Raw genomic sequence first — 14,411 nt, 5'->3', positions numbered from 1 at the left:
CCGTTGGTTACAGAAATATCTTCCAGCTCAAATCCTGAAACATCTTCACTGAAAGTGAAAGTGGCAGTGAATTCACGATTAGTAAATTCATTGACACTACTGGTTATAGTAAGAGAAGGAGCTATTTCATCTACATCAAGCACTTCCACTTTGAACAGCCTGACATCACTGTCATTTATAGGAGCTGCCCTACTGGCGGTTACTTCTACCAGATACTCATTATCTGAATCACTGTCGGTTGGATTTTCAAAATCAGGTGCGGCTAAAAAGCTTAACACTCCGGTCGATTCATCTATATTGAAGAGGGACTGGTCAGCTCCTCCTGTAATGGTATAGGTTACGCCTGCTTCTCTATCGCTGGCATCGCCCCCAAAAGCATCGATATCTAAGGTGGTAGAATTCTCACTCAGCTTAAGTGTGTCAGGCACCAGAAAGATGGTATTGGGTTTACCGGGAGTGGGTAGGCCGTAATAAAACCCTGAGTTGTTGTTTCTTGTGGTGGCCACATTTTGTGGAAAGCGACCATAACTATATTGTTCGCCCAACTCCACCTGAAACATATTCTCCAGCTTGTCTATATGAAAATTATAGTAATCTTTAAACTGACGAGTCCAAAAATAAATAGTGCCACCATAAAAATTTAAGGAGTCTAGCGCTGTACTTGAAGCATTAGGTGTATTACTAGACCCTAGTACATAATATCCCTCATCGTTGGTGGTCATAGGTATTTGAAAATTAAAAGAGCCTGATCTATTGGAGATATCAACGTGCATATTCTTAATAGTCACATTTCCCAAACCGCCATCGTAGAGCTCAATGAACTCTATCTCCTCAGAATCATCTTCCTTGTATTTCACCTCATTGACCCTTATAGGACTAAATGGATAACGGAGTTTTCGCCAGCGCTCATTAATAGCATCTACAAGGCCGTTAGAAGCCAGGTTGAGCTTAAAGCCGAGTAAAATGGTGTTGATATTGCCAATAGTAGAGTTCGAAGTCTTTAAGTTGTTGAATTTTATAGAACTCATAATATATTCTAGACTATCAAGTGCTACATCATCAGCTCCGGCAGTAATATTCACTGTACCTGAAATGTCAACTGCTTTTTCAAAGGCATCGGTATCTGTATTCAGCACATAAACACTCAGCTTTAGTTCGCTTTCATATACCAGATTTTCGTTACCCGTGTAGTAGCTAATGTTTGGACTAAGGCTGTCTAACTCTGCCACCAATTTTACCGGATTTCCGTGCGGGTAGTACTGGCCCAAGTTGGGAATTAAGACAGAAAGAGAAAGGGTATTCAGTCTAAAGGGGCTAACGCTTGGTACATCGTCATCTTCAAGAATTAAGTTAAGTGTTCCGCTGGTTTCGTCTTCCGTAAGGTTTGTAGTATGGGTTGGTATCTGTGTTGGGTCAAAATCCAGAAGTCGGTGACCGGCCAAATCGGCTATGTTATGATCCTGGCTAATTCCTAGTCGGATTACCTGATCGGCTTTATTGTATAGCGAGCCAATGACTGTAACTTTTACCAAAACCTCAGTTTCGTTCACTTTTTCGGCCTGAGTAACAATTCCCTCTGCAAAACCTTCAATTAGATCTACCTGAAAATCGTCTAGCGTAATGTTTTGAACGGCTTCGGAGAACATTACCTTGTAGGTAATCTCCTGGGCATCTTTAGCCGGGCTATCTTCCAGGGTTACAGTGGTAACCTCCGGGGCCGTGAGATCATACTTAATGCTAAATTCACTGGCGGCTTTATTCGAAAAATTCGACTGGTTTACGGCCGAAGCTTCAGGCACATTTACTGTAATATCTCCTTCGGCAATGGGTGTAAGGTTAGCTGTAAAAGTGACATTGTCTTGGGTGGCGAAATCGGAAACACTCGCATTTACAACGACTAAGTCTGAAGCCTCAAAACCCGTTACTTCTTCCGAAAATTGAATTTGAATGGGTATGGTTGCCTCTTGGGTGCTGGGCGAAAGGCTGCTTGTAATTTCTACCGTTACATCTGGTGCCACAAAGCCAATTATCGGAAACGAGTAATAACTCTTATCATCCGTATTGATGGTGAGCGTAGCTTCTTGTCTCGGTTCTGAACTAGTGGGTGTAAAGGATACAGTAAACAAGGACTGTGCTCCTACTGCCACATCGGTTGCCGGTTGTTGTGTTACAGAGAAGCTAGAAGCATCATCTCCGCTAAAGACAACTTCTATAGACTCATAGTCCAAAATAGAGTCAGTAAGGTTTTTCAGGTAGAAATTGGACGAAATGGTCTCGTCTACCACAGTGGTACCCATATACTTTTTATATACCTGCGGGGTAGCAATTTCAAGAGTTCTTCCTTCGAGATAGTCCGTAACTCCTCCCGGGTTGTGAAAAGAGATATTAGCAAAATGAGCCGTAGGAAAAGGTCCATTGATCTGATCCATGGTAAAGAGAAAATTGGGAAGGTATTTAAGTAGCCCTGTTTGCTCATAGGATTGCTCGTGCTCTAGCCCAAACACTTCATAGAAATTAGCCGAATACAGATTCATGGAATATACCTCTCCGGAGGCCACCACATCAAAATCGGCATCGACCGTCATAGTGGGCGAATGAGATAGATTATCTATATTTTCTCCCCAGGTTAGGCCAAGACCAAAGTACCCTGGGTATTGAGTCGTTGGGAATTCTGCGGCAAGGGTAAAGTACGTTCTTTTGCGTTTTTTGGAAATACCATCGGCTGTGACATCGTCTAAAAGTGTGCTGTCTACCCTTACATGATACTCTATTTCATCCATGGCTGACTGGAACTGCTCATCGGTATAATCAAAAGGCACCTGACTGGATTCGTTATTGGTACTCCGACTCGAAAATCTGGTAGTGGGCAGAGGACTGGGAAGTGGTGTGGCAACAGACCACTCAAAATACCCCCGTTCTATTCTCAGGTTTTCTTCATCGCCCAGGGCCTTTATTCTTATCTGATGAATGAGACTATCCGGAACAGTTTCTTCATCTACCACCATATAAGGCATAGATCTTATTACTTCAGGAAAGTCTAAAGTGAATATAGGTCCGTTAGTTCCTTGACCGGTTGGAGTAACCACGGTCATTTGACCGGAAACATCTCCACAAGACTGACTGACAAAGCAGGTAATAAAGTTTGGATTATTGAATTTACCGGGAACCGGCACACAGTCGCAGCCACCAATAGTCACACTTATAGGATTGGCTAAAAACACTCCAAAAGCCTGCACTTCAATTCCACCCTCTACCTCCATAACATAGGAGTTACTAATGATAATCGGGTTTTGGGCAACCAGCCCTTTACTGATTGAACATATAAACAGAATTAGGAGCGCCAGCCTTAACTTGCAATACACCGCTTTCATAGAGATACCTTTTTTTGTAACACAAAGCTACTTTCGGGCAACCTGCACGCTTTATATACAAGGGGTAAAATCCGGCCAACCAGAGGACAAAATTCGGCCAAAACCTTCCTTTAATTCATAGAATCCAGTTTTATATGTGAATTATGTATCGCATCTTAGCCTAAGATTTACCGACCAACTCAACTAGACCTGAATACCTTAAGAATCCATATTTTCAGACACCTCATTGGCCTGTCCGTGTTGCTATTGGTTTGCAAGATTTCCTTGGGACAAAACCAAGGCTATCGGTTTAGCCAACGCTCCATTGGCGTGGAAGAGGGGCTGAGCAGCCGCAGCACCAACTCCTTTTTTATGGATTCGCAAGGCATAATGTGGATGACCGGAGGCTTGGGCTTAGATCGATATGACGGACATCGCTTTGAACATTACGATGTCAACTCTGGTCAACTCCAGTCTAATAGTTTTGTATCTATTTCTGAAGGCCCCGATGGAAAGATATGGCTGGGAGAGCTGGGAGAAACTTACAACATACAACTGTTCGACCCCATTCTTAAAAAAAGCAGCTGGTGGTGGGAAGAGATAGACACCACCGCTCTGAAAGGTGAGCCCGTGCAACTGGTTATTGGCAATATGGCCGAACCTGCCGTTTGGCTGGTTACAGCTCATCGGGTGCTCAGGTATGGGCAGAGCAAACTACTTGAAGAGGTTCATTTTAGCACAATACCCATACGGGAATCGATGCCCGCAATCGAAGGGCTATGGATTTATACTGGCGAAAGCTTAAAGCTAATAGGTGCCAAAGGCCGGGTAAAGCGAGATTTCGATCTGCCTCCGAATGAGCTCTTTATACTGGAGGGAGTAGATAGCCAAAGCAATATCTATTACCGACAAAAAGTAAGCTTTGATGACCTGGACAGATCCAGAAAATTTCGCAATAACGAACCGTGGAATTTGGGGGGAAATAGGCCGTGGAACCGATATGTATTCTTGTCCATAAACCCCTACAAAGACCATATACTCACCTCCGATCATGTGACCGGTGATATGGTGGTTTTTAATACCGATTTGAAAGAAATTGCCCGTTTTGTACCAGACCCTCACTTTTATAAATTCCCGCCACAATATTACTGGGATCGCCTGGGCAACGGATGGACACAATTCAACGAATTGGTACATGTCTTTGCTCTTGAGAAGTACCGATTTAAAAATCACTTAACCAACATCATTACTTACGGGGAATTGGGCGTAGGAGCTCGCGGAATTCATATCGAAAACGATACAACCATTTTTGTGAGTAGCCTGGGAGGCTCTTTTATCCTCAACCCAAAAACTGGCAACTACCGTAGGTTTTTGAGTAAACCGGGTAAACTGGACATTGCCGATTTACTAGGCCTCCGACAGTTGTCCATTTTAAAGAACTCTGAAGGCAAAATCCTTTTCTCAAATGAAGGGGGCAGAATCAACTATTTTGAACCCCGAACCAATACCTACGGTACTATTTTTCCGCAGATAGACAGTGCCCAGCAGGACAAGCTCTATATGAATTGGGTTATGCACGAGCATAGCTCGGGCGACCTTTGGATCGGACAGAACGCAGGACTTTCTAAAGTAGAAAAAGGAGCCGGCACCTATTTACCCTTCAATGACTATAACAACTTTATTGAGCTAAAGACATCAGCTGTTTACGATATTCACCAAACCAACGACACCACCCTGTGGATAGCCAGTGAAAAAGGGCTCTACCGTCTCCACCCGGCAAAGGGCATTGTAGAAAAAGCTCGCTTACAAAGTGTGCATTCAGGAGACCTGGCCGTGCTAGACATTAACTCGTTTGATGATACCGGATTGTATCTGGCTACCCAAAGCGGCCTGATGCGCTACCACACAACCCAAAAAACGGTGGATGCCAAATGGAACACCAGTAATGGGCTCTCAGACAACATCTGTTATGCCGTTTACAAAGACTCTCTCAATCGGTTGTGGGCTCCCACCAACAAAGGGATTAACCTGATCAACCCGGATGGTTCAGTGCAAATTTTTCAAACAGGCGATGGGCTCATTCACAATGAATTCAACAGAACTTCTCATGCTCAGGCTCCCGATGGCCGCTTGTTTTTTGGCAGTCTAAATGGAGTTACCGAAGTGAACCCTTCCGACTTTCCGCTGCATGAAAGCACACACTCCGGTGTTTTACTTACTAACCTGCGCATTCAAAAGGCAAGTGACGGAAGCTATGAAAGCTATCAACGAGACCTCTCCTCACTAGATGAAATTGTCCTACACCCTTCCGATTTGGGGCTGGAGTTACAGTTTAGCCTGCTAGACTACCTCGGCAATCAATTCAGGTCATTCTCTTATAAAATTGAGGGGCTGGATAATGACTGGACTTTCGTAGATAAACCCGAGGTAAGAATTAACCGCCTGCCTTATGGAAACTATCAGTTGCTACTGCGAGGGCAAGCACCCAATGGAGTTTTTACATCGCAAAAAGCCTTTAGGCTACGGGTGCTAAAACCCATATACCTTCAATGGTGGTTTTTCCTTCTTCTCATAGGTCTGGTCGTAGTTTGCGTGTTGATACTGCAACGAATTCGCGAAAAAAAGCTGCTACAACGGCAAAAAGAGCTTGAAACCAAAATCAATGAAGCTACCCAGGAAATAAGAAAACAGGCCGAAGAACTAAAAAGCCTCGATCAGTTAAAGTCTAATTTCTTTGCCAATATTTCGCACGAATTAAAAACACCTTTGAGCCTGGTGCTGGCTCCCTTGGAAAAAACACTGAAAAACAATGAACTGGAGCAGGACCTGAAAAAAGATTTGGCCCTGGCCAGAAGAAATGCCGAATCGGTAAAGACACTTGTCAACGAAATATTAGATCTCACACGGCTAGAGAATGGTGTTGCACAACCGCGCTACTCTCGCGTAGATATTGAAGCTTTTCTAAAGGTACTGGTCGAAAATTTTCAGCCAAAAGCCCAGGCTAATGGAATAGAATTAAGTTTTGAGTCGCAGATAAACAATGAACCAACCTGGGTGGTAGATCGAAACATGACGGAGAAAATACTAAACAACTTACTTTCCAATGCTCTAAGACATACACCTAGACAAGGACAAGTTGAACTTATAGCATACCACAAGTCGGGCGATTTGGTACTGGAAGTAAAAGATTCCGGAACCGGTATTAGCCAGGAAGACCTACCTTATATTTTCGACCGTTTTTTTCAGACCAAAGACCCCAATAAAAAGGCCGAAGGAGGAACAGGCATTGGGCTTGCCCTCAGCAACGAATTGGCTCAGGCCATGAATGGTGACCTTTCGGTAGAAAGCGAGCCGGGGGTAGGCAGTACTTTTACCCTTACGCTTCCTAAAGCCAGCATAACAGCATCTATGCCCACAAGCACAGCCCCTGTCAGCGAACCAACTGACCACCCCTACTTACCTCACATTCGCTACACCGTGCTTTTAGTGGACGATAACGAGGATATCCGTTCTTTTGTAAGCAGCAACTTACAAGATCAGTTTGAGGTGATTGCGGCAAACAATGGCCATGAGGCGCTCTCTCTTTTACAAAAAGAAACGCATGAGATACACCTCATAATTTCTGACATGATGATGCCGGAAATGGATGGTCTTGAGCTTCTCGAGAGATTAAAAGCAGAAGATAAAACCAAAAATATACCGGTTATTTTTCTTACGGCCCGAACTGCAGAAAGAGATAAAATTGAGGCTTTTAGAATTGGTGTAGATGATTACCTGACCAAACCCTTCTCGCTCGATGAACTTAGGGCAAGAATAAAAAACCAACTCAAAGCTGCCTACCAAAAAAAGATGGCGGAAAAAGGAGAAGAAGAAATTCAGGATTTACAGTTAGACCTATCTGACAACGATGTCTGGTTAAGGCAGTTGCGCCAACTCACCGAACAGCACATTAACACCGTGAACTTTAGCATTGGTATGTTGGCCGAAAAAATGGGTATGAGCGAGCGAACTCTCTTCCGAAGAATTAAGAAACTCACAGGGTATTCACCCAACGTATACCTGAAAGAAATACGCCTTCAAATGGCCAGAAGAATGCTGGAAGAAGGCAAGTGCAAGAGTATAGCTTCCGTGGCGCAGGAAATTGGCTTCACCTCTTTTAAATATTTCTCTAAACTCTTCAAGGAGAGGTTTGGCAAACTTCCCAGCGAGTACCTCTGAGTCTATATTCATAAAAGTCCCGCTACTTAGGTTAGAAACAAAAGAACCTGCCCCAGCGGGCAGGTTCTGTACAGGAATTAGCCTGTTATTGAGTTTCTAACCTTAGACTAGATATCTAAGCGATAGTAGCGCGTATTGCCATATTCAGTTAGATAATCACTGGCATTTAGAAGCTTTCTCAAATGCTTGTTCTTATACTGTCGAAGCTTGGTAATTGGAGCTTCTAAAAGCAATACATCGTGCGCATCATAAATCTTAATTATTCGCATGGGTTCTACCTCTTCCATGGTACCATCTTCAAGAAAAATCAGGTTGGGCTCATAGGCCTCCACATTTAACTCTTTCTTTATGATACCTATTAATTCGTGGGCTTCTTCCCTTGTCAATTTCGCCTCTTCTCTAGTATGAGCGAAAACCGTAGCGCCTATCGCAACCATGATGCCGATCACTAAGATCAGTCTTCTTTTCATGGTGTTCCAGTTGTTTAATACTATTGAGTTCATGACCTTTTGTTGTTTTTATTTCGAGTTTCCGACTATTCGGAAGGTGCCGACCAAAGCACCGTGCCAGTTCTTATCCAAGCCTTGTGCCACAAAACACACACACCTGTAAATCAATCACTTACCATTTTTATTAACAGTCATTAACCTCAAAGTTTGTACACTTGCGAACACTTGTGTTGCGAGAACAATACACTGTAACATTTTGTAAATCAGGTCGTCCGCAAATAAAAAACCCCAGCCATCTGCCGGGGTCATTTCTCCAATTAAGTAAGATTGCACTTTTACTTAATGATGATTGTATGATAAAAGCTTCTGCCGTCTGCAGTAAACTGAATATTATATTTGCCTGAAGACAGTTTCGAAACATCGTAGCGTTTCATCCCTCCTTCTGAACCATTCAGGTGATGCTTATATACCAGGTCGTTAAACTGATCGGTCATTTTCATCTCAAACCCATTCTTATTCTCTCCCAGGAAGACCTTTAATTCATTATGGGTAAGTCTTACCACCGGTTTCACATACACTTTTTCCTCATTTCGCTTTAGGGTGGCACTTTCTTCTGTTACTTCAATAGGAAGCACCTCCAATGACGACTCATTTTCTACTTCCAAAAGCAATTCTCCTTTTTGCAGGTGCTTTAGGTCGAACACTTTGGAATAGCTTTCTCCGGTCACCCGATCGCTAAAAAGCAAATCGCCCGATCTGTTCCATATAGAAACCTTGGTTCCTTCGGTAACATTTTTCATTTGAAGAACCACCGATTTTGAAGCTTCTCGCTTAATGTAAATTTCTCTTTCAGTTTTGCTGGCCTGAGCCATGAATCCGCTGGTTAGCAATACTATGCCGGCCACGATTTTTGTGAATTGATTTTTCATTGTTGTTGCTTTTTGAGTTTTGATTTTTCTTCATAAGTCTTCGCCAGAAACATGATTCAGCGAATTCTTACTCAAATGAACGCGGAACAGAAAGTGGGTTTGTCATGAAGGGGTAAACGAATGTCACGAATTGTCACAATTCGAAAAGGAGTTGTCAGAAAGTGCATTTTAGGACTAAACCTTCCAGTCCAATCTCAATTTTTCCATTGCTATAATGCCCGAAAGAGTCACCCCCGGAATACCCTGGCCGGGGTACACCGTATCTCCCACCTGATAGGACTTATATCCATCAATCCGACAGTCGAGCATTTGCCAGGGTTTTATGTTCAGGTATTGAGGATAGCCTCCCACAAAACCCCATTGACGCCCCGTCCATTTTTGCCAGGACTTTGGCCCCGAACTATGATAAACCTTTAGGTTTTCAGGCTTAAAAAAATCGTGCTTTATCAATACCTTAATTATCGCTTTCTCTACAACTGAGTTATCAATCAGGCGATGTTGAGGATTGGGCAAATGGGTACTGACCGACATAACCCTTTCACCACTTACATCGGTTCGGTCGGTATCTTGCGGATGGTTAAGACTCACAAAAATAGAGGCAGACCCGGTTTCCGGCAGTGGTTCAGACAAATGAATCTGATGATGAATACTCTCGAAATGCCGGTGAGGAACAAACCCGATACCCATTTGGAAAGCACTGTTGAGCTGCTCGGACATCATGGTGGCCTTAGTTTTCAAAGCAATTGAACCACGCGAGAATAGCTTTTGCGTATTGTTAACGGGAATGCCGGAAATTAAATACTCGGTCTCATATACTCCCTTATTTGTTTGCACCCGGTAGCCCGTAGGCGTACGACTGACACTCTCTACCTTTTCCCGATAGACAATTTGTCCTCCATGGTCTTCCACATACTTTACTAATGGAAGCACCAGGTTCAACAGGCCACCATCAACATAATAGTTAGAATAGTTGGTATAGCAGAGCGCAGCCGCCCCAAAGAGAAAGTTTACCTGCTCCATATGGTTTTGAGCTGTGATGAGTAGTTGCTCATTCACAAAATCTACAAATGGCTTATTTTCCAGTAAACTATGTTTCTTCAGAACGGCTTCTACCGAAAGAAAGGCATAGGGCAAATGGGCTAACTGGCTAAAAGAAAAATGTTTTAAGGAAGCCAATACATCAATAAAGCGTGTGGGTGGAAAAGAAAGCTGCCTGAGCGAATTTTGCCAAACAAATTGGCTCACCTTGAAGCATTCTGTCCAAAAGGCTCGTTGACCACTTTTACCAAAAACTCGCTCAGCCTCTGTTATCCACTCCTCTAAAGCCTCATAGCGGTTCACGCGTATTCCCCCATTTAGCCAAACTTGCATGGGTAAACCCAATTTTCTTAGGGGTAGCTCAATACCTGTTTTGTCTATGACATATTGCAAAGGCATGCCCTCTCCCAGTCCTACCAGGGTGGTAGCCCCGGTTTCAAAAACGTATCCTTTACGCCAATATGAAGATGTGCAGCCACCTGGTTGCCAATTTTGTTCGATAATCCGAACTTTTAATCCTTTATTTGCAAGTAAGGCAGCGGAGGTTAAGGCCCCCATGCCCGAACCGACTACCAGTACATCTGTTGTGTTCAATGTCAGAAGCTTAAGCTTTGTTGAATTTATTTTTCAAATCCTTGAACAATAATGTAGCACCTAATGTTGGGTAGTCGATAAAGAAAAGTAGTAAGCAAACTTCTTACTCAGTATAATTAATCATTAATGAAAGTAGCGGTTTTTAGAAAGGAGCATTTCAATGCTGCCCACCGATTGCACAACCCCGAATGGTCTAAAGAGCAAAATCAGGAAATCTTTGGCAAGTGCAACAATGAGTACTATCACGGTCACAACTATGAGTTGATTGTGAAAGTAACTGGCGAGCCCAATCCCGAAACGGGCTATGTGTACGACATGAAAGTACTAAGCGACCTGATTAAAGAAAATGTGCTCGAACGCTTCGACCATAAAAATCTTAATCTGGATGTAGAGGAATTTAAACACCTAAACCCTACTGCCGAAAATATTGCAGTAGTCATTTACAACATTCTTAGAACCAAAATTGAGCCTTCGCTCGATTTGAAAATAACCCTATATGAGACAGAACGCAACTTCGTTGAATACCCAGCTTAACGGACTCACCATTGAGGAAATTGGAGATGAGCACATTGGCACTTCTTACGATACGCCACTCAAGGCCGATGCCTTTGATATGGATGATGAACTGAAGATGAATCTCATTGAAGACAAGTTCAGGGAGATTATGGAAATAATGGGGCTCGACCTTACGGACGACAGCCTTTCCGGCACACCGCGCAGGGTGGCCAAAATGTACATCAAAGAAATATTTAGTGGATTAAACCCTGCAAACAAGCCCAAAGTCGCCTTGTTTGATAATAAATATAAGTATGATGAGATGCTGGTAGAAAAGGATATTACCTTTTACTCCAACTGTGAGCATCACTTTGTGCCTATTATTGGTAAGGCCCATGTAGCCTACATTTCCAACGGTCAGGTCATCGGCCTGAGCAAAATCAACCGAATTGTAGATTACTATGCCAAAAGACCACAGGTTCAGGAGCGACTTACCGTTCAAATTGCCAACGAACTCAAAGAAATCTTGGGTACTGAAGACGTTGCCGTTGTAATCGATGCCGAGCACCTTTGTGTTTCTTCCAGAGGGGTTAAAGATGTAAACAGCAGCACGGTTACGGCTCAGTTTCACGGTAGATTCAAAGAAGAAAGTACCCGCAACGAGTTTCTCGGATACATTCATCACAAAAAATAGGCATGACAGGAAAGACCGTTCTCATTGTGGGGGCCAGTTCGGGCATTGGCAAAAGCTTAGCTCAACTGTTAATAAAACAAGGAGTCAGCGTAATTTCAGCTTCCCGAAATAACCCTGAGTTGGAAGATGTAAAGCACTATACTCTGGATGTAACCACAGCTGAACCTGACTTTTCCTTCTTGCCAGAAACTCTGGACGGCTTGGTCTATTGCCCTGGCTCCATTAACCTCAGGCCATTTCAGAGACTAACCATTGCCGACTTTCAAAAGGACATGGAAGTAAACTTTCTTGGGGCAGTAAAAACGCTTCAGGCCGCCTTTAAAAGCCTAAAGAAATCAGAATCTGCATCGGTAGTACTCTTTAGCACCGTGGCTTCTAAGTTGGGCATGAATTTTCACTCGTCTATTGCATCGGCCAAAGCCGCGGTAGAAGGTTTAGGCAAATCGTTGGCTGCGGAGTGGAGTTCGCAACACATTAGAGTGAATGTATTGGCTCCCTCTTTAACCGCTACCCCTTTGGCCGAACGGCTGCTTGCGACAGATGACAAAAAAGAAGCTTCCAATAAAAGACACCCCATAGGCCGTTATGGAACCACCCACGATTTGGCCGAAATGGCTTCGTTTCTACTAAGTCCTAAAAGCAGCTGGATCACCGGACAAGTGATAGGAATAGATGGTGGCGTTGGTAGTCTCAAACCTTAAACTATGCTGCGGAGACTCATGACACTCAAACAACATAAAACCTTCACCCCACTTGTAGCACTTCCCCAAACCGGCAATAAATTACTCAATATCAATAGGTTGAACTCAACCCTGGCGACACGGGGCAATTCACTTTATTCTTCTTTCGTTTTCTGACCTCATCTGCTATCTTTGCACGTCTTAAAAACTAAGGACCTAATTATGTCTTATCTTATTTATGCAGTGCCCGTTCTGGGCTTGATCGGATTATTGGTGATGATCGCCAAAGCGAGATGGGTAAACCAACAAGATGCCGGTGACCAAAAAATGCAAGACTTGGCTCAACACATTAGAGAGGGAGCTCTTGCATTTCTTAGCGCTGAATACAGAGTATTGGCCATTTTTGTTGTTATAGCCGGAGTACTTCTGGGTGTCATTTCGCAGGTAGTAGAAACTACCCACTGGTTCATTGTGGTGGCCTTTGTTATTGGTGCCTTTTTCTCAGGATGGGCCGGCAACATTGGTATGCGCATTGCCACAGCAGCCAACGTTAGAACCACACAAGCAGCCAGAACAAGCTTATCGAAAGCATTAAAGGTATCGTTTACCGGTGGTACCGTAATGGGACTTGGCGTTGCCGGACTGGCAGTGTTTGGTCTTAGTATTCTTTTCATCCTTCTTTTCCAGTATTTCATGGGTGGTGAGTGGACCAACACTCAAGACATGACTGTGGTGCTAGAAGCTCTTGCCGGTTTCTCATTAGGTGCTGAGTCAATTGCCCTTTTTGCCCGTGTAGGTGGTGGTATTTACACCAAAGCAGCCGATGTTGGAGCTGACCTTGTAGGTAAAGTGGAAGCAGGTATTCCTGAAGACGATCCAAGAAACCCTGCTACTATTGCTGACAACGTAGGTGATAACGTAGGTGATGTAGCCGGTATGGGTGCCGACCTTTTCGGTTCTTATGTGGCTACCGTGTTAGCCTCTATGGTTCTCGGTAACTATGTAATTCGAGATATGGGGGGGTCAATCGATGATGCTTTTGGTGGAATTGGTCCAATCCTTCTTCCATTAGTGATTGCAGGAGCCGGTATCATCTTCTCAATACTGGGAACACTGGTAATCAAAATCTCTAACGAAAACGCTAAAGAAGCCGAAGTTCAGGCTGCTCTTAATAAAGGTAACTGGGGATCTATTGTTCTAACAGCCATTGCCTGTTGGTTCCTGATAGACCTGTTGCTCCCTGCCACCATGCAAATGTCTTTGTTTGGCGAAGGCATTGTAGAAATTACTTCTACCCGGGTATTTGGAGCCGTTGTAGTAGGCCTCATTGTAGGTGGTCTTATCTCTTATATGACAGAGTTTTATACAGGTTTGGGCAAAAAGCCCGTAATGTCAATCATTCAAAACTCATCTACCGGAGCGGCTACAAACATTATTGCAGGTCTGGCTACCGGAATGAAATCTACCTTTGCCCCTATTCTCCTGTTTGCAGGAGCCATTTGGGGTGCCTACGAATTGGCAGGTTTCTACGGTGTAGGTATTGCTGCTTCGGCCATGATGGCTACTACAGCCATGCAATTGGCTATCGATGCCTTCGGTCCTATTGCCGATAATGCAGGTGGTATTGCCGAAATGAGCGAGTTACCGGATGAAGTAAGAACTAAAACAGATATTCTCGATTCTGTAGGAAATACTACCGCTGCTATTGGTAAAGGATTTGCTATTGCTTCGGCTGCTTTGACAGCACTTGCCTTATTTGCGGCTTATGTAACCTTCACAGGAATTGATGGAATTAACATCTTCAAAGCCGATGTACTGGCTGCTCTGTTTATTGGTGGTATGGTTCCAGTAATTTTCTCTGCTTTGGCTATGCAGTCAGTAGGTAAAGCCGCCATGGAAATGGTGAAAGAGGTAAGAAGACAGTTCAAGGAAATTCCTGGTATTATGGAAGGTACTGGCAAACC

9 protein-coding genes are annotated in these 14,411 nt (G+C 43.7%); 5 read left to right on the top strand and 4 right to left on the bottom strand.

Translation table 11 applies throughout. From position 1 onward, the window contains the following. On the bottom strand, positions 1-3,371 hold a 3,371-nt coding region (locus tag B3763_RS03295), incomplete at its 3' end, for an Ig-like domain-containing protein (protein WP_286743632.1). Between the two features lie 264 nt (positions 3,372-3,635). Here B3763_RS03295 and B3763_RS03290 point away from each other — a divergent pair. Further along, positions 3,636-7,568 carry a hybrid sensor histidine kinase/response regulator transcription factor gene (locus B3763_RS03290; protein WP_286743630.1) on the top strand — a complete coding sequence of 1,311 codons (3,933 nt, stop codon included), beginning with the start codon at positions 3,636-3,638 and terminating at the stop codon, positions 7,566-7,568. Between the two features lie 107 nt (positions 7,569-7,675). Here the strand turns inward: B3763_RS03290 and B3763_RS03285 are convergent, their stop codons facing one another. The 3 genes from B3763_RS03285 to B3763_RS03275 form a co-directional block, all read right to left on the bottom strand. After that, positions 7,676-8,071 carry a hypothetical protein gene (locus B3763_RS03285; protein WP_189630794.1) on the bottom strand — a complete coding sequence of 132 codons (396 nt, stop codon included), beginning with the start codon at positions 8,069-8,071 and terminating at the stop codon, positions 7,676-7,678. Between the two features lie 281 nt (positions 8,072-8,352). Continuing rightward, complete coding sequence (locus tag B3763_RS03280; RefSeq protein ID WP_286743628.1) at positions 8,353-8,946, bottom strand: hypothetical protein; 594 nt, start codon at positions 8,944-8,946, stop codon at positions 8,353-8,355. Positions 8,947-9,120: 174 nt separating this feature from the next. Then, the gene (locus tag B3763_RS03275; RefSeq protein WP_286743626.1) at positions 9,121-10,578 is read right to left on the bottom strand and encodes a phytoene desaturase family protein; all 1,458 of its coding nucleotides are present in this window, start codon (positions 10,576-10,578) and stop codon (positions 9,121-9,123) included. Between the two features lie 126 nt (positions 10,579-10,704). Here B3763_RS03275 and B3763_RS03270 point away from each other — a divergent pair, with 126 nt between their 5' ends. The 4 genes from B3763_RS03270 to B3763_RS03255 form a co-directional block, all read left to right on the top strand. Continuing rightward, positions 10,705-11,112 carry a 6-pyruvoyl trahydropterin synthase family protein gene (locus tag B3763_RS03270; protein ID WP_189630791.1) on the top strand — a complete coding sequence of 136 codons (408 nt, stop codon included), beginning with the start codon at positions 10,705-10,707 and terminating at the stop codon, positions 11,110-11,112. Beyond that, the gene (gene folE, locus B3763_RS03265; RefSeq protein ID WP_286743624.1) at positions 11,075-11,767 is read left to right on the top strand and encodes a GTP cyclohydrolase I FolE; all 693 of its coding nucleotides are present in this window, start codon (positions 11,075-11,077) and stop codon (positions 11,765-11,767) included. The genes B3763_RS03270 and folE overlap by 38 nt, the downstream gene beginning before the upstream one ends. Before the next feature lie 2 nt (positions 11,768-11,769). After that, entirely contained in the window at positions 11,770-12,468 is a 699-nt protein-coding gene (locus B3763_RS03260; protein WP_286743621.1) for an SDR family NAD(P)-dependent oxidoreductase, read from the top strand. A gap of 201 nt (positions 12,469-12,669) precedes the next feature. After that, positions 12,670-14,411, top strand: a 1,742-nt coding sequence (locus B3763_RS03255; protein ID WP_286743618.1) for a sodium-translocating pyrophosphatase, incomplete at its 3' end; no start/stop codon positions are given.

The organism is Roseivirga sp. UBA1976 (genome assembly GCF_002336325.1).
Classification (GTDB): Bacteria; Bacteroidota; Bacteroidia; order Cytophagales; family Cyclobacteriaceae; genus Roseivirga; species Roseivirga thermotolerans.
Note: the sequence above shows the minus strand (reverse complement) of the source record. Positions and strands in the feature narration are given on the sequence as shown.

Coding starts and splice junctions, on each gene's coding strand:
- B3763_RS03260 (WP_286743621.1), top strand. CDS start 11,770: ATGACAGGAAAGACCGTTCTCATTGTGGGGGCCAGTTCGGGCATTGGC.
- B3763_RS03270 (WP_189630791.1), top strand. CDS start 10,705: ATGAAAGTAGCGGTTTTTAGAAAGGAGCATTTCAATGCTGCCCACCGA.
- folE (WP_286743624.1), top strand. CDS start 11,075: ATGAGACAGAACGCAACTTCGTTGAATACCCAGCTTAACGGACTCACC.
- B3763_RS03280 (WP_286743628.1), bottom strand. CDS start 8,946: ATGAAAAATCAATTCACAAAAATCGTGGCCGGCATAGTATTGCTAACC.
- B3763_RS03285 (WP_189630794.1), bottom strand. CDS start 8,071: ATGAACTCAATAGTATTAAACAACTGGAACACCATGAAAAGAAGACTG.